Below are 22,442 nucleotides of genomic sequence, written 5' to 3'. Positions count from 1 at the left end.
CCCCGTGTCGCTGCCACCCCTGGTCGAGCCGGCTGCCGAGCTCACCGTAGACGAGGTTCGCAGGTACTCCCGCCATCTGATCATCCCGGACGTCGGGATGGACGGACAGAAGCGGCTGAAGAACGCCAAGGTCCTCTGTGTGGGCGCGGGCGGCCTCGGCTCGCCCGCCCTGATGTACCTCGCCGCGGCGGGCGTCGGCACGCTCGGCATCGTGGAGTTCGACGAGGTCGACGAGTCGAACCTGCAGCGCCAGATCATCCACAGCCAGTCGGACATCGGCCGCTCGAAGGCGGAGTCCGCGCGCGACTCCGTCCTCGGCATCAACCCGTACGTGAACGTGATCCTTCACGAGGAGCGGCTTGAGGCCGACAACGTGATGGACATCTTCAGCCAGTACGACCTGATCGTCGACGGCACGGACAACTTCGCCACGCGCTACCTCGTCAACGACGCGTGCGTGCTGCTGAACAAGCCGTACGTCTGGGGCTCGATCTACCGCTTCGACGGTCAGGCCTCGGTCTTCTGGTCCGAGTACGGGCCGTGCTACCGCTGCCTCTACCCGGAGCCCCCGCCGCCGGGCATGGTCCCCTCCTGCGCCGAGGGCGGCGTCCTGGGCGTGCTGTGCGCGTCCATCGGCTCCATCCAGGTCACCGAGGCGATCAAGGTCCTCACCGGTGTCGGCGAGCCGCTGGTCGGCCGACTGATGATCTACGACGCCCTGGAGATGCAGTACCGCCAGGTCAAGGTCCGCAAGGACCCGAACTGCGCGGTGTGCGGCGAGAACCCCACCGTCACCGAGCTGATCGACTACGAGGCCTTCTGCGGCGTCGTGTCCGAGGAGGCCCAGGAGGCGGCTGCCGGCTCGACGATCACTCCCAAGCAGCTCAAGGAGTGGATCGACGACGGCGAGAACATCGACATCATCGATGTCCGCGAGGTCAACGAGTACGAGATCGTCTCGATCCCCGGCGCCCGGCTGATCCCGAAGAACGAGTTCCTGATGGGCAACGCCCTCCAGGACCTGCCGCAGGACAAGAAGATCGTCTTGCATTGCAAGACGGGTGTCCGCAGTGCGGAAGTCCTCGCGGTGCTGAAGTCCGCGGGCTTCTCCGACGCGGTGCACGTCGGCGGCGGCGTCATCGGCTGGGTCAACCAGATCGAGCCGCACAAGCCGGTCTACTGACCGCGCTGAACAGCTGAACCCGTCAGGGGCCGGACCGCCTGGTCCGGCCCCTGACGCGTGTGCGGTCACCGACGCGTGCGGTGGCCCGATGCGGTCAGGAGCACTTCGTGCCGGTCGCCGGCACCTTCCCGTCCAGCAGGTAGTCGTCGACGAGCTTCGTCACACAGGACGACGTCCCGTACGCGCCGTGTCCCTCGCCCTCGTTGCGGATCATGATGCCCACGCCCGCACCCAGGCCGTCCGCCATGCGCTGCGCGCCCTCGAACGGTGTGGCCGGGTCGCCGGTCGTGCCGACCACCAGGATCGGGCCCGCGCCCGGAGCGCTCACCTCCGGCGTCACGTACTCGCCCTTCACCGGCCAGTTCGCGCACCAGCCCGCCGTGTCCCAGGCCAGGAACTCACCGAACACCGGCGATATCCGCCGGAACTCCGGCAGCAGCGCCTTCGCCTCGGCCGCCGTCGGCCGCTGGCTGCTGTCGGCGCACGAGATCGCCCGCTGGGCGTGCCCGTCCGTGCCGTAGTGCCCGTCCGCGTCCCGGTCGTTGTACATGTCGGCCAGCTCCAGCAGCGCGTCGCCGCGGCCGTCCTCCGCGTCCTTCAGCGCGCTGGTCAGCAGCGGCCAGCTGCTCTTCGAGTACAGCGGCAGCACGATGCCGGTGAGCGCCAGGCTCTCCGTGAGCTTGCGGCCGTCGGTCGTCGGCAGCGGCTGCGAGTCCAGCCGCTTCAGCAGCCGGGACACCCGCGCCGTACCGGCCGCGGCACCCTCGCCCGTGCTGTCGAAGTAGTTGTTCAGCGCCCGCTGGAAGCCGGTCGTCTGGTGCCGGGCGTGGCCCTTGGCGTCGACCGTCGGGTCGACGACCGCGTCCAGCACGGCCCGTCCCACGTTCCGCGGGAACTGGTGGGCGTACGCCGCGCCCAGCTGCGTGCCGTACGAATAGCCCAGGTAGTTCAGCTTCCGGTCGCCCAGCACGTGCCGCACCAGGTCCAGGTCACGGGCCGTGTTGCTGGTCGTGACGTGGGGGATGACCTTGCCGGAGCGGCTGGCGCACCCGGCCCCGAAGTCCGAGCCGTCCTTCAGGTAGGCCGCCTCCTCGGCGGACGTGTCCGGCGTCAGGTCGATCCGCTGCTCGGCCGCCGCCTGCTCCTTGTCGTCCCGGCACACGACGGCGGAGCTGCGCCCCACGCCGCGCGGGTCGAAGCCCACCAGGTCGTAACGGCGGTTCAGCTTGGTGTACTCGGCGGCCGAGCCCGGCAGGATCTCCACGCCGGACGCGCCGGGACCGCCGAAGTTGAACAGCAGCGAGCCGATCCGGCCGCCCCGGTCGCGGGCCTCCTTGCGGACGAGCGCGATCGACAGCGTCTCGCCGTCCGGCTTCGCGTAGTCCAGCGGCACCTTGACGGTGGCGCAGCGCCAGTCCCCGCCCGGCGCCTCTCCGCCCTCGGGCGCCTCGCAGCGCCGCCAGTCCGGCTTCTGCCCGGTCAGCGCGGCCGGCAGCGGAGGCGCCCCGGCGGGGCTTCCCGGCGTGCCGCTCGGGCCCGGCCGCTCGCTGCTCCCCGGGCCGGCGCCGCCCGGACCGTCGCCGCGCTCGCAGCCCGACACCACGCCGACCACCAGCGCCGCCACCGCGGCCATGGCTCCGGCCTTCATCCGCATGGACATGCCTTGCCCCCCAATGTTCCCGCGATCCCCCGTCGCGATCCCCCGTCAACACGACGTACTGGCCTGCCATCGTAGGCCCCGCGACCGACAGCGTCTCCGGCGCATCCGCGCGTGGCCGGTCGCGTCAGGGGCAGACCGTCCCGGACGCCGGGACCTTGCCGTCCAGCAGGTACGCGTTGACCACGCGCCGTACGCAGGCGTCGCCGCCGTTGTACGCGCCGTGGCCCTCGCCCCGGTACGTCAGCTCGACGCCCACGCCCTTGCCGAGCGCCGTCGCCATCGCCTTGGCGCCCTCGTAGGGCGTCGCCGGGTCGCCGGTGTTGCCGATCACGAGGATCGGCGGCGCCCCGGGCGCGCTCACGTCGGGGTGCTCCCACGTGCCGGGCACCGGCCAGTGGGAGCAGCCGAGGAGGGCCCAGACCAGGTAGCTGCCGAAGACCGGCGAGGCCTCACGGAACTCGGGCAGCTTCGCCCTGGTGTGCTCCGGCGTGTACCGCGCCTTGTCGTCCACGCAGTTGATCGCCGCGTTGGCCGCCTGGAGATTGCTGTAATCGCCGTTCTCGTCGCGGCCGTTCATCGAGTCGGACAGCGCCAGGAGCAGGGCGCCGTTGCCGCCGTCCGCCTCGTCGAGGCCCTGTTCGAGGTACGGCCAGTACTCCTTGGAGTACAGGGCCTGCAGGATGCCGTTGGCGGCGTGGGACTGGGTGAGCCTGCGCTCGCCGATGCCGGTGATCGGCCGTTCGTCGAGCCGGGCGAGCAGGTCCGAGACGAACTTCTCGATCTCCGCCGGGGTTCTGCCGGGCAGCACGCACTCGCCGCCGCGGTCCACGCAGTCCTGGGCGAAGTTGCCGAGCGCCAGCTGGAACCCGCGGGCCTGGCCGAGCGCGCCGTCCTGGCTGGTGCCGGTCGGGTCGACCACCGCGTCGAAGACCGCGCGGCCCACGCGGCGGGGGAACAGATGGGCGTACACCCCGCCCAGCTCCGTGCCGTACGAGATGCCGAAGTAGTACAGCTTGTCGTCGCCGAGCACCTGCCGGATGAGGTCCAGGTCGCGGGCCGCGTTCTGGGTGCCGACGAACGGCAGTTCGTCGCCCGACTGCTCCTGGCAGGCCTCGGCGTACCGCTTCTGCGCGTCCCGCAGCGTCTTCTCCTCGGCGGCGTCGTCGGGGCTGGCGTCCAGCGCGTAGTACGCGTCGAGCGCCTCGTCGTCCAGGCACTCCACGCCCTCGCTCCTGCCGACGCCCCGCGGGTCGAAGCTCACCAGGTCGTAGCGCGACCGGAGGGTTTCGTAGTCCGGCGCGAAGGAGGGCAGCCCCGTGATGCCCGAGCCTCCGGGGCCGCCGAAGTTGAAGACGAGGGAGCCGATCCGCTTCTGCGGGTCACGTGCCCTGGCGCGGATGAGGGCCAGTTCGATGGTGGCGCCGTCCGGCTTCGCGTAGTCGAGCGGCGCCTCCATGAAGGCGCACTCCCAGGCGGTGCCGTCCGCCAGCGGGGTCGGCGCGGGCGCTTCGCCGAGCACGGAGCCGGTGCAGTTGCCCCACGACAACTCCTGCGCGGCCAGGTCCCGCGTCGCCTCCTGCGCTCCCTCCTGGCCGGAGCCGCCGCCGTTGGAGCAGCCGGCGGCCGCCAGCAGCGTGGCGGCGAGGAGGGCGGTACGCCAGGGGGCGCGAGCGATCGGCATGCGTCCATCGTGTGCGCGGCCCTCCGCCGCCGCCCGCGACGGGCACCCATGCGGGTGGCTCGAAAGTCCGAGTAGCCCTCCCGGCGCTTGAGGAGCGGGGGTGCGGGGCGGCCCCCGGATTCGGGAAGGGGTGGGGTCGGGGACAAGCCGTCGGACCGGGCCTAGAGCGGTACGACGGTGACCTCCGTCGCCTTCACCGTGGCCCACACCTCCGTGCCCTCCGCCAGGCGCAGGTCCGCCGCTGCCGCAGGGGTGACCTCGGCGACGACGTCCAGGGAGGGCGCCGGCGCGCCGCTGACCAGGACGCGGAGCCGGGCGCCGTGCGCGGTGACCTCCCTGACCGTGCCCCGCCACACGTTGCGGGGGCTGCCGCCCGAGGGGTGCGTCCGGTGCAGGGACACCGCTTCCGGGGCGACCACCGCGAGGGCCGCCGTGCCGGCGGCGGGCGCCGGCGTCCCGTCCGGGCCGGGCGCGGCCACGAGCAGGGCGCCGCCGGCCAGCTCGACGCCGCCGTCGCGGACCGTGCCGGTCCAGGCGTTGCGGCCCAGCATGCGGGCGACCCAGGGGGAGCGCGGGTGCCGGGCGACCTCGGCGGGCTCGGCGTACTGCACGGGCCTGCCTTCCTCCAGGACGAGGACCCGGTCCGCCAGCGACACCGCCTCCACCGGGTCGTGCGTCACGATCAGGCACACGCCGGGGAACGCCGCCAGGTGCTGCCGCAGCGCGTGCCGCACCCGCGCCCGCGTCGTCTGGTCCAGCGCGGCCAGTGGCTCGTCGAGCAGCAGCAGCCGGGGCCGCGCCGCGAGCGCCCTGGCCAGCGCGACCCGCTGGGCCTGTCCCCCGGACAGCTGGCCCGGCCGGCGGTGCGCGAGGTGGCCGACGCCCAGCCGGTCCAGCCACTCCAGCGCCTCCACGCGCGCGTGGGCGCGGGAAACGCCCTGGGCGCGCAGCCCGTACGCGGTGTTGGCCAGCGCCGACAGGTGCGGGAAGAGGGCGCCGTCCTGCGGTACCCACGCGATGCCCCGCCGGTGCGGCGGCTCCGCGGACAGGTCGTCGCCGCCGAGCCGCAGCGACGCCGCCGTGGCGCGCGGGGTCAGCCCCAGGAGGGCGCGCAGCAGCGTGGTCTTGCCCGCCCCGTTCGGCCCGACGACGGCGACCGTCGTGGCCGCGGGCACCTCCAGGGCGGCGGCGGTGGCCCCGGTCACCTCCGCCGCGAGCGGCCAGGGGCCGGCGGGGGAGCGGGGCGCGATGCCCTCGGTGTGGCCCTCGGTCCGCGCCGAGGCGGCGGGGCCCTGAGCGGGGGGCAGGTCTTCCGCGGCCGCGGCGGAGCCGCCGTCGCCCTCGGATTCGTCGGAGCGCCCCGCGTACCGTCGTGCCCGCCTCGTCGGCTCCCGTACGCCGGCCGACGCGCCGCCCATCCACCGGCCGCGCAGGGCGATCAGCACCGCCGTCGCCACCGCCAGCAGCAGCAACGACACGGCGACGGCGCCCTCGGGGTCGTTCTGGAGCAGCAGGTACACCTGGAGCGGCAGGGTCTGCGTCGTGCCCGGCAGATTGCCCGCGAACGTGATGGTCGCGCCGAACTCGCCCAGCGCGCGCGCCCAGCACAGCGCCGCCCCCGCGATGAGGCCCGGCCCCACCATCGGCAGGGTCACCGTGAAGAACGCCCGCAGCGGCGAGGCGCCCAGCGACGCCGCCGTCTCCTCGTAGCGCGGGTGCAGCCCGGCGAGCGCTCCCTCCAGGCTGATCACCAGGAACGGCAGCGACACGAACGCCGCCGCGACCACCGCCCCCGCCGTGGAGAACGGCAGCGTCACGCCGAACCAGTCGGCGAGCACCCCGCCCAGCAGCCCGCGCCGCCCGAACCCCTGGAGCAGGGCCACGCCCGCGACCGTGGGCGGCAGCACCATCGGCAGCATCACCAGGACCCGCACCAGCGCCTTGCCCGGGAAGTCCACCCGGGCCAGCACCCACGCGAGGGGCACGCCCAGCAGCAGCGACAGGCCCAGCGCCCAGACCGACACGGTCAGCGAGAGGCCGAGCGCCTCCCGCACCTCAGGGGTCGTCAGGCGTGCGGCCAGCGTCCCCCACGGGGCGTTGACCAGCACCCCGGCGAGGGGCAGCAGCAGGAACCCCACCGCCACCAGGGCGGGCAGGGCGAGGGCGGCGGGCACCCGCCGGGACGCGCGGTTCATGGCGACGCCGGCGTCTCGAACCCGGCCGCCGTGAGCAGCTTCCGCGCCTCCGCCGAACGCAGCCACGCCACGAAGGCGGCGGCCGCCCGCCCGTTCGCGGACCCGTCGAGCGTGGCGGCCGGGTAGGAGGCGATCGCGTTCTGGGCGTCCGGGACGGCCACGGTGGCGACCTTGTCGCCGGCGGCCGTGGCGTCGGTGACGTACACGAGCCCGGCGTCCGCCTCGCCCAGTTCGACCTTGCTGAGGACGGCCCGCACGCTCGGCTCCAGCGATACCGGCCGCACCTGCGCGCCCGCACGGTCGAGGATCGTGCGGCTGTAGCGGCCGGCGGGCACCTCGGGCGCGGCGAGGACCACCTTCAGGCCTGACTTGGACAGGTCCTTCAGTCCCGTGATGCGGTGCGGGTTGCCGGGCGCGGTCGCGATGGTGAGCCGGTTCCGCGCGATGACCACGGGCTCGCCGGTACGGCCCTCCAGCGACTCCATGGTCGCGGTGTCGGCGGTGACGAGGACGTCGCCGGGGACTCCCTGCCGTACCTGCGCGACCAGCTCCTGGGATCCGGCGAAGGAGAACGCGACGTCGGTGCCGGGGTGGGACTTCTCGTACGCCGCGCCCGCCTTCTCGAAGACGTCCGTCAGCGACGCCGCCGCCAGGACGGTCACCTTGGTGCCGGCGTCCGCCCCCGACCCCGCACCGCCGTCGCCGCATCCGGCGAGCGGCAGCAGCAGCGCGGCGGCGATCAGCGAACCCGCGACTCGTCGGCGCACGGCAACCTCCTTGTGCTCGGTCGACGGCGACGCCGCCGCATCGGACCCGGCCGCCTCAGACCCGGTCGATATGGACATTGGTCGACTTCACGCGGGCCACGGCCTCGACGCCCACCTCCAGGCCCAGCTCCTCGACCGCCTCGCGCGTCAGCAGCGACACCAGCCGGTGCGGACCGGCCTGGATCTCCACCTGCGCGGCGACGTCACCGAGCTTGACGGCGGTGACGATCCCCGGGAACGCGTTGCGGGCACTCGTGTACGGCACGTCGTCGGCCTCGTCGGCCTGCCGGGCCAGCTCGACCGCGAAGGCGGCGAGGTCGGGGCCGTCGACGAGCCGCCGCCCCGTCTCGTCCCGCCGGGTGGGCAGCCGGCCGGCGTCCGCCCAGCGCCGCACGGTGTCCGCGCTCACGCCGAGCAGCCGCGCCGCCTGCTGGGATGTGTAGGACCGCATGTGCGGCAATGTAGGCACGCAGGGGTCGCAGCTGCAAGGAGGATCGGTTCTTCCTCCTGGCAGGTGCGACCCCTGTCGTGCGAAGCTCCAGCGCTCCCCGGCGCCCCGGCCGCGCTACAGCGCGCCCTTGCGCGTCAGGTAGTTGAACGAGAACCAGCCCGGCAGCACCGGCAGCCACAGCGTGAGCAGCCGGTACAGCAGCACGGCGGGCGCCGCGACCTCCTTCGGCACGCCCGCCAGCACCAGGCCCGCGATCAGCGTGGTCTCGACCGCGCCCACACCGCCGGGCGTCGGCGCCGCCGACCCCAGGGCGTTGCCCGCCAGGAACACCACCGCGAGGCTCGCGTACGACAGCGGCTGGTGGCCGTCGGAGAAGGCCCGGATCGAGGCGTCCAGGCAGAGCACGAACATCGCCGTCAGCAGCAGCATGCCGCCGATGCCGGTGAGCAGCTTGCCGGGCCGCTGGAGCACGTCCAGCATGCGCGGCACGACGCCCGCGAACAGCGAGCGCAGCCGCGTCGAGACGAACTTGCGCAGCGCCGGGATCGCCGTCACCACCAGCACGAGCACGGCGATCGTGAGCAGGCCCGCGATCACCGTCCTGGAGGGCGTGAAGTCGTCCTGGGACCGCTCCGTGCCCGTCAGGTAGCCGAAGGCCAGCAGCAGCAGGACGTGTGCGCCGAGCCCGAACAGCTGCGACGCGCCGACGCTCGCCACGGCCAGGCCGGGCCGTACGCCCGAGCGCTGGAGGAAGCGGGTGTTCAGCGCCACGCCGCCGACCGCCGCCGGGGCGACGATCTTCACGAACGACGCGGCCACCTGTGCCGCCACCGTCCGCAGGAACGACACCCGCTCCGGCACGAAGCCCAGCAGGCTCATCGCGGCCGCCACATAGCTCAGCGCGGAGAAGAGGACCGCCGCCGTCATCCAGCCCCAGTCGGCGCCGCCGATCGTCGACAGCTCGACGGTGGCGATCTGCGAGAGCAGGAAGTACGCGGCGATGGCGCCCGCGATCAGGCTGATGAGCGTACGGGGCCTGATCCGCTCCAGCCGGACCGGCTCCACCGGCGCCTGCGGCCTGATGCGCAGGACCTGGCGGCGGATCTGGGCGAGCAGATCCTCCTCGCGGGCCTCGTGCAGCGCGTCCTCCAGCGCCCGCTTCTCGGCCTGCTTCTCCGCCCGCGCCGCCTTGCGGTCGGCCTTCGTCGCGGCCTCGCCCGGGGCGCCGGACGCGTCGAGCCGGGCGTGCTTGGCCGCCTCGGACGCCTTCAGGACCGCCTCGCGCTCCCGCTGCGACCGCTCGCGGGCCAGCTTGCGCAGCGTGGCCCGGGTGGACCGGCTCAGCGCGATGGGCTGCAGCAGCGGCAGGCAGTCGGCGACCTTGTCGGGCCCCAGCACCTTCACGGCCCCGGCCACCGCGCGCTCGGCGCCGACCCGCAGGCCGAGAGTGGTGAGCAGCTGCGCGATGTCCATCCGCAGGACCAGGTCGCCCGCGGCGATCTCGCCGCCCCGCAGGTCCGTGATGATCACCTTGCCGGAACGATCCACCAGCAGGGCGTCGCCCGTCAGCCTGCGGTGCGCGATCCGCCGCGACTGCAGCGCCTTCACCTGCTCCCAGCAGCCCCGTACGACCCGGTCGGTGATCTCCTCGTCCTCCATGGCGTCCAGGGACCGCCCGCCCAGGTGCTCGTACACCAGCATCACGGCGTCCGGGCCCAGCTCGGAGGTGGCGATCAGCCGGGGCGCGTTGGCGCCGGCGGCGATCGCCGCGTACGCCAGGAGGGCCTCCTGCTCCAGGGCCTGGCGCAGCGACTGGATGGAGCGGCGGGTGGTGATCCCGCGCAGCGTCAGCCGGCGCCACACCCGGTAGAAGAAGCCCTGCGCCTGCTGCTCCCGGTCGACGACGGTCACGTCGAGGGGCGGCCCCTCCTCCAGCGTGACCAGGTAGCGGCGCCCCCGGTCGCCCTGCTCGGCGGTCTCCGGCACGCCCTCGGCCCGCATCGCCGTCACGGGGCGGAAGCCCACGTGCCGCAGGCCGGCGAGGAGGGTCTGCCCGGTGGGGCGGACGTTGGGCGACCCGACCGTGTAGAGCGTGCCGTACGCCACGGTCCAGCCGATCAGGATGGTGAGGATGATCGACAGCGGTGTGGTGTAGCCGACCACCAGCATCGTGAACGCGTCGAGCAGCAGCACCACCCACAGCACGAACCGCCACCGCGGTCTGCGGGCCATGCCGACGGCCGACATGTAGGCGATGACGGGCGCGAGGTAGCCGTGCACCGGGTCGGTCAGCCCGCCGCCGCTCTGCGGCTGCGTCAGCGCGTCCTGGATCGCGGCTGGCGCGCCCCTGGCGACCCACAGGTCGGTGGCGAGGGTCACGCCGTGCGCGAGGACGGCGGCCAGCACCCCGTCCGCGATGCGCAGCCCGTCCCGCTTGATCAGCCGCTCGATCGCGAAGGCCACCGGCACCAGCAGCACGGCGATGCTGGAGACCAGCCCGGCCACCTTGACGAAGACGTCGGGAGCCTGGCCGGTGCCCTTGTTGATGTCCTGCTCCAGGCCGGACGTGGTGCCGCTGGCGAACGCGGCGATCCCCAGGACGACGATGATCGCGAGGACGCCGACGAGGAGCCGCAGCAGGTCGGAGGGGCGGTGCACGCGGGCGGCGAGCAGCGGCTCGTCCCCGGAGACGCTGTCGGAGCGGTTGCCGGGGCCGTTGCCCTCGCCGTTGCCGGGGGCGCTGCTGCCGGGCGCTGGGCCGGGCACCACTGGATCCGCCTCCGCGCCGCCGTCATCGGCGCGTGCCGACCCGCCGGCCTCCGGGCGCGTGCCGCCGTCGTCGGGGCGCGACTCGGCCGCAGGACCGCTCACCACGTCGGAAGGCCGCACGCCCTGCCCCTTCGCCTTCTGTGTGTCTTCTTGATCTCGTATCACCAGTCACCGCCCGGAAGATGGTGGCACGGCCGGGAGGCGCAGGAGAGCATCAGGGTGTAATGCCCGCGTTGTCGTACCCGTGGTGCAGGATGGACCGGGTGACTGCTGACGTGACCGCCGAACACGGCTCCGACCGGCTTCCGGAGTACGCCGAGCGCGTCCTGGAGGTCGCCGAGCTGATCCCGCCCGGCCGGGTGATGACGTACGGGGACGTCGCCGAATGGCTCGGCGAGGGCGGCCCCCGCCAGGTGGGCCGGGTCATGGCGCTCTACGGCGCGGCGGTGCCCTGGTGGAGGGTCGTACGGGCCGACGGCCGGCTGCTGCCCGGTCACGAGCAGCGTGCCCTCGCCCATTACCGTGAGGAGGCCACACCGCTGCGGGACGCCGGGCACGGCGCCGGGACCCACCTGCCGCGCCTCGACATGAGGCGGGCCAGATGGGACGGCGGCGGCGACGGCGACCCGGGGCGTACGACGGCTCACAAGTGACAGCTTCCGCCAATCGGCGGGACGGCGCTTCCTCACCACCGTTCCCTCACCATCGGCACACCCACCAGGACCGGCGATCCACGTGAGTTCCTCCTCCACCACCCGGCGTTCGCCGTACCAGCAGCAGGTACGGCAGAGAACCCCGGGCGCGTACCGACTGGTGCGTACCCCGCCGGCCCCGGTGAATCCCCCTCTCCTGGACGCATCGCAGCGTGCCGTGGTTGACCATGCGGGCGGCCCCCTGCTGGTCCTCGCCGGGCCGGGCACCGGCAAGACGACGACGCTGGTCGAGGCGGTCGCGGCGCGCGTCGCCCGCGGCGTCGACCCGGAGCGGATCCTCGTCCTGACCTTCAGCCGCAAGGCCGCCGTGGAGCTGCGCGACCGGATGGCCGCCCGGCTGCGGGGCGCCCCCGCCCCGCAGGCGACCACGTTCCACTCCTTCTGTTACGCCCTGGTCCGCGCCCACCAGGACGCCGACCTCTTCGCCGAGCCGCTGCGCCTGCTGTCCGGCCCCGAGCAGGACCTCGCCGTCCGCGAGCTGCTGGCGGGCCAGCTGGACCTGGAGCGGGAGGGCCTCGCCCGCGTCCGCTGGCCCGACGAGCTGCGGGCCTGCCTGACCACCCGCGGCTTCGCCGACGAGGTGCGGGCCGTGCTCGCGCGCTCCCGCGAGCTGGGGCTCGGCCCGCGCGCCCTGGCCGCCTTCGCCGAGCGCACCGGGCGGCCGGACTGGTCGGCGGCCGCGCAGTTCCTCGCCGAGTACCTGGACGTGCTCGACATGCAGGGCGTCCTCGACTACGCCGAACTGGTGCACAGGGCGGTGCTCCTCGCGGACACCGTGACCCTGCCGGAGTACGACGCGGTGTTCGTCGACGAGTACCAGGACACCGACCCGGCGCAGGTACGGCTGCTGCGTGCCCTCGCGGGGAACGGCCGGACGCTGTACGCGTTCGGCGACCCCGACCAGTCGATCTACGCGTTCCGGGGCGCCGACGTCAACGGCATCCTGGACTTCCCCCGCACGTTCCTCCGCGCCGACGGCGACCCCGCGCCGGTCGCCGTCCTGCGCACCTCCCGGCGCGCCCCGGCCGCGCTCCTGTCCGCCACCCGGCTGCTGGCCGCCCGTATGCCGCTGCCCCGTCTGCCCGCCGACACCGTGCGCGCGCACCGCGACCTGGCGCCCGTCCGCGAGGGCGGCCGCGTCGAGGCGTACACGTTCCCGACGGCGTCCACGGAGCTGGAGAACATCGCGGACATCCTCCGCCGCGCCCACTTGGAGGACGGCGTCCCGTGGAGCGACATGGCCGTCCTGGTCCGCGCGGGCGGCCGCTCGCTCCCGGGCCTCCGCCGCGCCCTGACCTCGGCGGGCGTCCCCCTGGAGGTCGACGGCGCGGACGTGGCCCTCCGCCACGAACCGGCGGTGGCCCCGTTGCTGACGGCGTTGCGCGCGACGGCGACGGCGGCGCTGCTCCACCCGGAGCCGGAAGGGTCGGAAGGGTCGGAAGGGTCGGAAGGGTCGGAAGGGTCGGAAGGGTCGGAAGGGTCGGAAGAGCTGGAAGAGCTGGAAGAGCCGGAAGAGCCGGAAGAGCCGGAGGAGCCGGAAGGGCCGGAAGGGCCGGAAACGGCCACCGGCCGGACCGACGCCCCCTGGCTCGACACCGAGACCGCCCTCGCCCTGCTCGCCTCGCCGCTCGGCGGCATGGACGCCGCCGACCTCCGCCGCCTGGGCCGCGCGCTGCGCGACGAGGAGCGGGCCGGCGGCAACAAGGTCCCGCCCCCCTCCGACGCCCTGATCGCCCGCGCCCTCGCGGAGCCGGAGCGCCTGGTCGCGCACGACCCGGCGTACGCCCGCGGCGCCCAGCAGCTCGGCGGCCTGCTCCAGGAGACCCGCGACCTCCTCGCCGTGGGCGGCACCGCCGAGGAAGCCCTGTGGCACCTGTGGAACGGCACCGGCTGGCCCCACCGCCTGCACCGCGCGGCCCTCCGGGGCGGCGCGGCCGGCCGCAACGCCGACCGCGACCTCGACGCGGTGTGCGCGCTGTTCGACACGGCCGCCCGCGCCGAGGCCCGCACCGGCGGCCGCGGCGCCCTCAACTTCCTGGAGGAGCTGGACGCCCAGGACATCGCCGCCGACACCCTGTCCCGGCGGCCCGTCCGCCCCGACGCCGTACGGCTGATGACGGCCCACCGCTCCAAGGGCCTGGAGTGGGGCCTCGTCGTCGTCGCCGGCGTACAGGAGGGCCTCTGGCCCGACCTGCGGCGCCGGGGTTCCCTCCTCGAAGCCGACCGCATCGGCCGCGACGGTCTCGCCGAACCGCTCAGCCAGGGCGCCCTCCTCGCCGAGGAGCGCCGCCTCTTCTACGTCGCCGCCACCCGCGCCCGCGACCGGCTCGTCGTCACGGCCGTCAAGGCGCCCGCCGAGGACGGCGACCAGCCCTCCCGCTTCCTCACCGAACTGGGCGTCGAGCCCAAGGACGTCACCGCCCGCCCGCGCCGCCCCCTGGCCGTCGCCGCGCTCGTCGCCGAGCTGCGCGCCATCACCGTCGACCCCGAGGCGTCCCCCGCGCTGCGCGACGCCGCCGCCCGCAGGCTCGCCCGGCTCGCCGCGCTGACGGACGACGAGGGCCAGCCCCTGGTCCCGGCCGCCCACCCCTACCGCTGGTGGGGCCTGTACGAGCCGACGCACACCACGACGCCGCTGCGCGACCGCGACCGGCCCGTCACCCTGTCCGGCAGCGCCCTGGACCAGCTGGCCAACACCTGCGCCCTCCAGTGGTTCCTCGGCCGGGAGGTCAAGGCGGACGCCCCCGCCACCGCCGCCCAGGGGTTCGGCAACGTCGTGCACGTCCTCGCCGACGAGGTGGCCTCCGGCCGCACCCCCGCCGACCTGGCCGTCCTCATGGAACGCCTCGACTCCGTCTGGGACGCGCTCGCCTTCGACGCGCCGTGGAAGTCGGCCCAGGAGAAGGAGCACGCGCGCGTGGCGCTGGAGCGCTTCCTGCGCTGGCACGTGATGGACCGGGGCGGCCGCACGCCCGCCGCGACCGAGCACGACTTCGACGTCACCCTGGAGGCGGGGGAGTACGCCGTACGGATCCGGGGCTCCATGGACCGCGTCGAGCGGGACGAGCACGGCCGCGCGTACGTCGTCGACTTCAAGACCGGCAAGAGCACACCCACCAAGGACGAGGTCGCCCACCACCCGCAGCTCGCCGTCTACCAGCTCGCCGTCCGCGAGGGCGCCGTCGACGAGGTCTTCGGCCACCGCCCCGAACCGGGCGGCGCCGAACTCGTCCACCTGCGCCAGGCCGCCCCCAAGAAGGAGGGCGGCGACACCCTGCCGCGCGTCCAGGCGCAGGAGCCCCTGCCGGAGTCGGGGGAGTGGGTCGCCGGCCTCCTCGCCACCGCCGCCGGCCGCGTCCTCGACGAACGCTTCACGCCCAGCACCGGCCAGCACTGCGCGACCTGCGCCTTCCGCGCCTCCTGCAGCGCCCGTCCCGAGGGCCGCCACATCGTCGAGTGAGCCGGGCGGTCGGGCCCGTCGGCCGAGCGCGGCGTGTCGACCGACAAGATGCGGCCATATCGTATGAAAACCAACCATCCTGGTGCCCTGTCAGTCGCATGGCGCGATCCTCAGAGGTGCAAGGAGCTGACGCACGGTGCTCAACCGGAAGTTCGCGGCCTGGGCCGCGCTGTGCGCGACCGCGGCGGTCACCCTGACCGCGTGCGGCTACGGCGGTACGGACAACGGCGCCGAGAAGGCCGGGAAGGCCGAGAAGGCCGAGGAAGCCGAGAAAAGAGCTCCGGCGCCCCCGCGGGCCTCCGCTCCGCCCACGACGATCGCGGGCCTGACCCCCGACCGGATCGCCGCCCGGGCGCTCGACACCACCAGGGCCGCCGGCTCCCTCACGGCGCGCGGCACCGCCGTCCTGCGGGAGGAAAGGGGAGCCGGCGGCACCTTCGCGTTCGCCCTCACCAAGAAGGGCGACTGCGACGGGCGGATGAGCGGCGAGGGCGTCTCCGTCACCCTGCGCGAGGTGAACGGGTCCACCTATATGCAGGGCGACGAGGAGTTCTGGACGAAGGCCCTCCAGAAGGAGGGCACCGCGAAGCAGGGCGCCGAGACCGCGGCCCGGATCTTCAAGGGCCGCTGGATCAAGGTGCCCGCCGCCCAGGCGGAGCAGGAGGGCATCACCCGGTTCTGCGACGTGGACGCCCTCCTCGAGCGCGCGACCGAGTCCGGACGGGGCCTCACCAGGGGACCCGAGGCACAGGTCGGCCACAGGCCCGCGGTGACCCTGACGAAGAAGAACGGCGCCGAGACCGTCACGTACTACGTGGCCGCCCAGGGCAGGCCGTACCTCCTCCGGTTCACCGTCGAGGGCGGCGACGACCCCGGCACCATGGAGCTGTCCGGCTTCGGCAGCGACGCCACCGTGCCCGCGCCGCCGGCCGGCGAGATCCTGGACCCGCAACAGCTGGGCGGCTGACCGCGCGCCTCCCGGCCCGGGGACCGCATCGGCCGGGAGCCGCTGTCAGTGGCCCCCGTTAGCCTTCTCCGGGTGACCGCACACCTCACCGACCCCGAGCAGCTCAAGGAGCTGCTCGGCATCCCGTTCACCCCGGAGCAGACGGCCTGCATCACCGCACCGCCCGCCCCGCAGGTCATCGTGGCCGGCGCGGGCTCCGGCAAGACGACGGTGATGGCCGCCCGGGTGGTCTGGCTGGTCGGTACGGGCCAGGTCGCCCCCGAGCAGGTGCTCGGCCTCACGTTCACCAACAAGGCCGCCGGCGAGCTGGCCGAGCGCGTCCGCACCGCCCTCGTCCGCGCCGGGGTCACCGACCCCGACCCCCTCGACCCCGAGGACCCCCCGGGCGAGCCGCTCATCTCCACGTACCACGCCTTCGCCGGCCGGCTCCTCACCGACCACGGCCTGCGCATCGGCCTGGAGCCCACCGCGCGCCTCCTCGCCGACGCCACCCGCTACCAGCTCGCCGCCCGCGTCCTGCGCGAGGCCCCGGGGCCGTACGCGGCGCTCACCCGCTCCTTCCCGACCCTCGTCAGCGACCTCCTCGCCCTCGACGCCGAGCTGTCCGAGCACCTGGTGCGCCCCGAGGACCTCCTCGCGTACGACTCCGGGCTGCTCACCGCCCTCGAAGGCGCCCGGCTCGGCAACGCCGACCTGCGCAAGGTCCCCGAGGCCGCCGCCGCCCGCCGCCAGCTGCTCGACCTGGTCGTCCGCTACCGGGCCGCGAAGCGCGACCGCGACCTCCTCGACTTCGGCGACCAGATCGCCCTCTCCGCCGAGCTGGCCCGCACCCGGCCCGAGGTCGGCGCCATCCTGCGCGACGAGTTCCGCGTCGTCCTCCTCGACGAGTACCAGGACACGTCGGTCGCCCAGCGGATCCTGCTCTCCGGACTGTTCGGCGGCGGCACGGGCCACCCCGTCACCGCCGTCGGCGACCCCTGCCAGGCCATCTACGGCTGGCGCGGCGCCTCCGTCGCCAACCTCGACGACTTCCCCGAGCACTTCCCGTACGGGGACGGCAGCCCCGCCTCCCGCTTCGCCCTTAGCGAGAACCGCCGCAGCGGCGGCCGCCTCCTGGACCTCGCCAACGGCCTGGCCGCGCCCCTGCGCGCCATGCACGCGGGCGTGGAGGCGCTGCGGCCGGCCCCCGGCGCCGAGCGCGACGGCACGGTCCGCATCGCTCTCCTGCCGACCCACGCCGAGGAGATCGCCTGGCTCGCCGACTCCGTCGCCCACCTCGTGCGCACCGGCAAGGAACCCGGCGAGATCGCCGTCCTGTGCCGCACGGCCACGGACTTCCCCGAGATCCAGGCCGCCCTCGTCGCCCGGGACGTGCCCGTCGAGGTCGTCGGGCTCTCCGGGCTGCTCCACCTCCCCGAGGTCGCCGACCTCGTCGCCGTCTGCGACGTCCTCCAGGACCCGGGGGCCAACGCCTCCCTCGTACGGCTCCTCACCGGCCCCCGATGGCGGATCGGCCCCCGCGACCTGGCCCTGCTCGGCCGCCGCGCCCGCCTCCTGGTGCACCGCCCCGGCGACGACCGGGACGCCGAGGAGCGGCTGGCCGCGGCCGTCGAGGGCGTCGACCCGGCGGAGGTCGTCTCGCTGGCCGACGCCCTGGACACGTTCCTCGACGCGTCCGGCGACGACGACGGCCTGCCCTTCTCCTCGGAGGCCCGGGTCCGGTTCGCCCGCCTCGCCGCCGAGCTGCGCGACCTGCGCCGCGCGCTGGCCGACCCGCTGATGGACGTCCTGCACCGGATCCTCGCCACCACCGGCCTGGAGGTGGAGCTGTCCGCCTCGCCGCACGCCCTGGCCGCCCGCCGCCGCGAGACCCTCTCCCACTTCCTCGACATAGCCGCCGGCTTCGCCTCCCTGGACGGCGAGGCCACGCTCCTCGCCTTCCTCGGATTCCTGCGGACGGCGGCCGAGTACGAGAAGGGCCTGGACAACGCGCTGCCCGGCGGCGAGAACACGGTCAAGGTCCTCACCGCCCACAAGTCCAAGGGCCTGGAGTGGGACGTCGTCGCCGTCCCCGGCCTGGTCACCGGCCAGTTCCCCAGCGCCCGGTCGCGCGAGTCCTGGACCGCCCAGCCCCAGGTCCTGCCGCACGCCCTGCGCGGCGACGCCCCCACCCTGCCCGCGATCGACACCTGGGACGCCCCGTCGCTCAAGGCGTTCAAGGAGGCGATGAAGGACCACCAGCACACCGAGGAGCTGCGCCTCGGATACGTGACCTTCACCCGCCCCCGGTCCCTCCTCCTCGGCTCGGGCCACTGGTGGGGGCCCTCCCAGAAGCGCCGCCGCGGGCCGTCCGCCTTCCTGCACGCGCTGTACGACCACTGCGCGGCCGGGCACGGCGAGATCGAGGCGTGGGCGGACGAACCGGAGGACGACGCCGAGAACCCGGCCCTCCAGGCCGCGGCCGAGGACCAGGCCTGGCCGCTTCCCCTGGACCCCGCCTCCCTCGCCCGCCGGCGCGCGGCCGCCGACACGGTCCTGGCGCACCTGGCCTCCCCGGCGCCGGAAGAGGCCCGGGTCGCGGAACCCGACCACGCCCACGCACCCGCCGAGGCCCCGGACGGCATCCTGTGGGACGACACTCTCGACGCCCCGGACGACCCGGGCGACCCGGACGCCCCGGCCGACCCGTGGCCGGACGCGCCGGAGGCGTACGCGGACCCGGAGGCGTACGGCGTCCCGGAGCCGTACACGGACCCGTACGGCGACCCGGAGCCGTACGAGAACGTCGACGTCGCCCCGCCCCCGGACGCCGAGGCCCCCTCGGGCCCCGCCCCCGTCCCCCACCAGCGTCCCGCCCCGCCGTCCGGCCCCGCCACCGCCCCCGAGGGCGATCCGCACCGCCTCACTCCCGAGGAGGCGCGGGCCGTCGCCTCCTGGGACCGTGACCTGGACGCGCTCGCGGGGGAGCTGCTGCGCGCCCGCGCCACCACCCGGGACGTGCTCCTGCCCGCCTCCCTCTCCGCGTCGCAGCTGCTGCGGCTCGCCGCCGACCCCGACGGCTTCGCCCAGGAGCTGGCCCGCCCCATGCCGCGTCCGCCGCAGCCGGCGGCCCGGCGCGGCACCCGCTTCCACGCCTGGGTGGAGTCCCGGTTCGAGGCGCTGCCGCTGCCGATGCTGGGCCCGGACGAGCTGCCCGGCGGCGAGGACCACGCCGACGAGCCCGAGATCGCCGACGAGCGGGACCTCGCCGCGCTCAAGGAGGCGTTCGAGCGCACCCCGTACGCCCGGCGCACCCCGTACCGCGTGGAGGCGCCGTTCCAGCTCACGCTGGCCGGCCGGGTGATCCGTGGACGGATCGACGCCGTCTACCGCGACCCGGACTCGGGCGCGTACGAGATCGTCGACTGGAAGACCGGCCGGCGGCAGACCGCCGACCCCCTCCAGCTCGCGGTCTACCGGCTCGCCTGGGCCGAGCAGCACGGCCTGCCGCCCGACGAGGTCGGCGCCGCGTTCGTGCACGTCCGCACCGGCGACGTCGTCCGCCCCGACCGGCTGCCGGGCCGGGCGGAGCTGGAGGGCATCCTGCTCGGTGAGACGCCCGACGAGTCACCCGCCGGCGCCGGATAGGCTCAGGAGCATGAGCGACACCCCGGACAGCGCCGTCCAGACCGTACGGAAGTACATAGCGCGGCACCGCGCCGCCTTCCTCGACGACCTCGCCGAGTGGCTGCGCATCCCCTCCGTGTCGGCGCAGCCGGCCCACGCCCCGGACGTACGGCGCAGCGCCGAGTGGCTCGCCGCCAAGCTGACGGAGACCGGCTTCCCGGTCGCCGAGGTGTGGGAGACGGAGGGCGGCGCCCCGGCGGTGTTCGCGGAGTGGCCCTCCGGCGACCCCGACGCCCCGACGGTCCTGGTCTACGGCCACCACGACGTCCAGCCCGCCGCCCGCGAGGACGGCTGGGACACCGACCCCTTCGAGCCGGTCGTGGTCGGCAACCGCCTCTACGCGCGCGGTGCCGCCGACGACAAGGGGCAGGTCTTCTTCCACACGCTCGGCGTCCGCGCGCACCTCGCGCTCACCGGCCGCACGGCCCCGGCCGTCAATCTGAAGCTTCTCGTCGAGGGTGAAGAAGAGTTCGGCTCGCCCCACTTCCGGGAGCTCGTCGAGCGCCGGCGCGACCGCCTCGCCGCGGACGCCGTGGTCGTCTCCGACACCGGCATGTGGTCCGAGACCACCCCGACCGTCTGCACCGGCATGCGCGGCCTGACGGACTGCGAGATCGTCCTGTACGGCCCCGACCAGGACATCCACTCCGGCTCCTTCGGCGGCGCCGTGCCCAACCCGGCCACGATCGCGGCCCGCCTCGCCGCCGCGCTCCACGACGAGCACGAGCGCGTGACGGTCCCCGGCTTCTACGACGGCATCGCCGCGCTCACCGAGGCCGAGCGCCGGCTCATCGCGGAGCTGCCGTTCGACGAGGAGTCGTGGCTGGCCACGGCCAAGTCGCACGGCACGCTCGGCGAGGCCGGCTACTCCACGCTGGAGCGCGTCTGGGCCCGCCCGACCGCCGAGGTCAACGGCATCGGCGGCGGCTACCAGGGCGCCGGCAGCAAGACGATCATCCCCTCGTCCGCCGTGCTGAAGCTCTCCTTCCGGCTGGTCGCCGGCCAGGACCCGGAGCGGATCGAGTCGGCCGTACGGGACTGGGTCGCCGCCCGCCTGCCCGACGGCATCCGCCACAAGATCACGTTCTGGGGCGCGACCCGGCCGTGTCTGACCCCGCTCGACCACCCCGCGCTGCAGGCCGTGGTCCGGTCCATGAGCCGGGCGTTCGACGACGCGAAGATCCGCTTCACCCGCGAGGGCGGCTCCGGCCCGGCGGCCGACCTCCAGGACGTGCTCGGCGCGCCGGTGCTGTTCCTCGGCATCTCGGTACCGTCCGACGGCTGGCACGCGCCGAACGAGAAGGTCGAGCTGGACCTGCTGTTCAAGGGTGTGGAGACGACGGCCCACCTGTGGGGCGACCTGTCGGCCGCACTGCGCTGAGCGCTCCGCGGCGCCGAAAGCCGGAGCCGTCAGGCCCGGGCGCCCGAGCCGAAGAGACGCCGAAGAGACGCTGAAGAGACATCCCAATCACCGGGGGAGTTGGAAGCACCAGTGAGCACCATCAGCAACGAGGCCGGTCCCCGTCCGATCGGCTTCACCGCCCCGAGCGGCATCGACCGCGCGGCGCACCACCGCCTCGACGAGGCCTGGCTGGCGGCGGCGTGGAGCCACCCCACGACTCGGGTCTTCGTGGTGTCCGGCGGCCAGGTCCTGGTCGACGACACCCCGGACGGCCGGACCGAGCTGGTCATGACCCCGTCCTTCGAGGCGCCCCTCACGGAGACCCACCGCTACTTCCTCGGCACGGACGAGGACGGCGTGCGCTACTTCGCGCTGCAGAAGGACTCCCTGCCCGGCCGGATGGACCAGTCGGCCCGCCCGGCCGGCCTGCGCGAGGCGGGCCTGCTGCTGTCGCCGCGCGACGCGGGCCTCATGGTGCACGCGGTCGCCCTGGAGAACTGGCAGCGGCTGCACCGTTTCTGCTCGCGCTGCGGCGAGCGCACGGTGATCGCCGCGGCGGGCCACATCCGCCGCTGCCCGGCGTGCGGCGCCGAGCACTACCCGCGGACCGACCCCGCGGTGATCATGCTCGTGACGGACGAGAAGGACCGCGCGCTGCTCGGCCGCCAGGTGCACTGGCCGGAGGGCCGCTTCTCGACGCTGGCCGGCTTCGTCGAGCCCGGTGAGTCGATCGAGCAGTCGGTGGTCCGGGAGGTCTTCGAGGAGGCCGGGGTCACCGTCGGCGAGGTGGAGTACGTCGCCAGCCAGCCGTGGCCGTTCCCGTCCAGCCTGATGCTGGGCTTCATGGCCCGCGCCACCTCGTCCGAGATCAACGTCGACGGCGACGAGATCGAGGAGGCCCGCTGGTTCTCCCGCGAGGAGCTGTCGGCCGCGTTCGACTCCGGCGAGGTCCTGCCGCCGTACGGGATCTCGATCGCCTCGCACCTGCTGGAGCTCTGGTACGGCAAGCCGCTGCCCAAGCCGCGCCCCGCGGCCTGAGCCCCTTCTCGGCCCGGGCGCCCGCCCGCGGCCGCCTCCCGGGAACGCGAACGCCCCCTCCGGCCCGTGGCCGGAGGGGGCGTACGACGCACTGCGAGAGGCTTCAGCTGGCGAGCGCCTGCTGGACCTGCGCCAGGCTCGGGTTGGTCATGACGACGTTCTCGCCACCGCCGTGCGGGGTCACGAGCACGGTCGGAACGGTCTGGTTGCCGTTGTTGACCTTCTCGACGAAAGCGGCCGAGTCCGGGTCCTGCTCGATGTTGATCTCCGTGTACGCGATGCCCTCACGGTCCAGCTGGCTCTTCAGCCGGCGGCAGTAGCCGCACCACGTGGTGCTGTACATCGTCACAGTGCCCTGCATCGTCTCTCCCGCTTCTTGGAACTCTGGGGTGCGTGATCGCACCAGCAGAACGTACGCGACGCCCCCGGCATTCCCGGAGGGGGTATGCGCCCGCTCCCCGCCGGTACGACCGGTGCGCCGGGCCTGTGG

General features: G+C 74.4%; 14 protein-coding genes. 7 read left to right on the top strand and 7 right to left on the bottom strand.

The window, feature by feature from the left end:
• Positions 1-4 precede the first annotated feature (4 nt).
• Positions 5-1,183, top strand: coding sequence for an adenylyltransferase/sulfurtransferase MoeZ (gene moeZ / locus ABEB09_RS10360; protein WP_345689356.1), 1,179 nt, complete (start codon positions 5-7; stop codon positions 1,181-1,183).
• Positions 1,184-1,277: 94 nt separating this feature from the next.
• Here the strand turns inward: moeZ and ABEB09_RS10355 are convergent, their stop codons facing one another.
• The 6 genes from ABEB09_RS10355 to ABEB09_RS10330 all read right to left on the bottom strand — a co-directional run bounded on the left by ABEB09_RS10355 (position 1,278) and on the right by ABEB09_RS10330 (position 10,826).
• Entirely contained in the window at positions 1,278-2,843 is a 1,566-nt protein-coding gene (locus tag ABEB09_RS10355; protein WP_345689354.1) for an alpha/beta hydrolase, read from the bottom strand.
• 124 nt (positions 2,844-2,967) lie between these two features.
• Positions 2,968-4,524, bottom strand: coding sequence for an alpha/beta hydrolase (locus ABEB09_RS10350; RefSeq protein WP_345689352.1), 1,557 nt, complete (start codon positions 4,522-4,524; stop codon positions 2,968-2,970).
• Between the two features lie 161 nt (positions 4,525-4,685).
• Positions 4,686-6,719, bottom strand: coding sequence for an ABC transporter permease (locus ABEB09_RS10345; RefSeq protein WP_345689350.1), 2,034 nt, complete (start codon positions 6,717-6,719; stop codon positions 4,686-4,688).
• Complete coding sequence (gene modA, locus ABEB09_RS10340; protein ID WP_345689348.1) at positions 6,716-7,486, bottom strand: molybdate ABC transporter substrate-binding protein; 771 nt, start codon at positions 7,484-7,486, stop codon at positions 6,716-6,718. The genes ABEB09_RS10345 and modA overlap by 4 nt, the downstream gene beginning before the upstream one ends.
• A 55-nt stretch (positions 7,487-7,541) precedes the next feature.
• Positions 7,542-7,937: a TOBE domain-containing protein gene (locus ABEB09_RS10335; protein WP_345689346.1), complete on the bottom strand. Its 396-nt coding sequence runs from the start codon at positions 7,935-7,937 to the stop codon at positions 7,542-7,544.
• 114 nt (positions 7,938-8,051) lie between these two features.
• On the bottom strand, positions 8,052-10,826 hold the full coding sequence (locus ABEB09_RS10330) for a lysylphosphatidylglycerol synthase domain-containing protein (protein ID WP_380842073.1): 2,775 nt from the start codon (positions 10,824-10,826) through the stop codon (positions 8,052-8,054).
• 134 nt (positions 10,827-10,960) lie between these two features.
• On the opposite strand from ABEB09_RS10330, the gene ABEB09_RS10325 reads away from it, so the two are divergent.
• The 6 genes from ABEB09_RS10325 to nudC all read left to right on the top strand — a co-directional run bounded on the left by ABEB09_RS10325 (position 10,961) and on the right by nudC (position 21,952).
• The gene (locus ABEB09_RS10325) at positions 10,961-11,359 is read left to right on the top strand and encodes an MGMT family protein (protein WP_345689342.1); all 399 of its coding nucleotides are present in this window, start codon (positions 10,961-10,963) and stop codon (positions 11,357-11,359) included.
• Positions 11,360-11,441: 82 nt separating this feature from the next.
• On the top strand, positions 11,442-14,879 hold the full coding sequence (locus ABEB09_RS10320; RefSeq protein ID WP_345689340.1) for an ATP-dependent helicase: 3,438 nt from the start codon (positions 11,442-11,444) through the stop codon (positions 14,877-14,879).
• Positions 14,880-15,015: 136 nt separating this feature from the next.
• Positions 15,016-15,846 carry a hypothetical protein gene (locus ABEB09_RS10315; RefSeq protein WP_345689338.1) on the top strand — a complete coding sequence of 277 codons (831 nt, stop codon included), beginning with the start codon at positions 15,016-15,018 and terminating at the stop codon, positions 15,844-15,846.
• Positions 15,847-15,918: 72 nt separating this feature from the next.
• Positions 15,919-19,473 carry a UvrD-helicase domain-containing protein gene (locus ABEB09_RS10310; RefSeq protein WP_345689336.1) on the top strand — a complete coding sequence of 1,185 codons (3,555 nt, stop codon included), beginning with the start codon at positions 15,919-15,921 and terminating at the stop codon, positions 19,471-19,473.
• Between the two features lie 10 nt (positions 19,474-19,483).
• On the top strand, positions 19,484-20,893 hold the full coding sequence (locus ABEB09_RS10305) for a dipeptidase (RefSeq protein ID WP_345689334.1): 1,410 nt from the start codon (positions 19,484-19,486) through the stop codon (positions 20,891-20,893).
• Positions 20,894-21,004: 111 nt separating this feature from the next.
• Positions 21,005-21,952, top strand: a complete 948-nt coding sequence (gene nudC / locus ABEB09_RS10300) for an NAD(+) diphosphatase (protein ID WP_345689332.1) — start codon at positions 21,005-21,007, stop codon at positions 21,950-21,952.
• Between the two features lie 103 nt (positions 21,953-22,055).
• Here the strand turns inward: nudC and ABEB09_RS10295 are convergent, their stop codons facing one another.
• Positions 22,056-22,313 (bottom strand): mycoredoxin, encoded by a 258-nt coding sequence (locus tag ABEB09_RS10295; protein ID WP_345689330.1) that lies wholly within the window; start codon positions 22,311-22,313, stop codon positions 22,056-22,058.
• Positions 22,314-22,442 lie beyond the last annotated feature (129 nt).

Source organism: Streptomyces coeruleoprunus (genome assembly GCF_039542925.1).
In the GTDB taxonomy this organism is placed as follows: domain Bacteria; phylum Actinomycetota; class Actinomycetes; order Streptomycetales; family Streptomycetaceae; genus Streptomyces; species Streptomyces coeruleoprunus.
Note: the sequence above shows the minus strand (reverse complement) of the source record. Positions and strands in the feature narration are given on the sequence as shown.

Coding starts and splice junctions, on each gene's coding strand:
- ABEB09_RS10355 (WP_345689354.1), bottom strand. CDS start 2,843: ATGTCCATGCGGATGAAGGCCGGAGCCATGGCCGCGGTGGCGGCGCTG.
- ABEB09_RS10350 (WP_345689352.1), bottom strand. CDS start 4,524: ATGCCGATCGCTCGCGCCCCCTGGCGTACCGCCCTCCTCGCCGCCACG.
- ABEB09_RS10345 (WP_345689350.1), bottom strand. CDS start 6,719: ATGAACCGCGCGTCCCGGCGGGTGCCCGCCGCCCTCGCCCTGCCCGCC.
- ABEB09_RS10335 (WP_345689346.1), bottom strand. CDS start 7,937: ATGCGGTCCTACACATCCCAGCAGGCGGCGCGGCTGCTCGGCGTGAGC.
- ABEB09_RS10325 (WP_345689342.1), top strand. CDS start 10,961: ATGGACCGGGTGACTGCTGACGTGACCGCCGAACACGGCTCCGACCGG.
- ABEB09_RS10305 (WP_345689334.1), top strand. CDS start 19,484: ATGAGCGACACCCCGGACAGCGCCGTCCAGACCGTACGGAAGTACATA.
- ABEB09_RS10295 (WP_345689330.1), bottom strand. CDS start 22,313: ATGCAGGGCACTGTGACGATGTACAGCACCACGTGGTGCGGCTACTGC.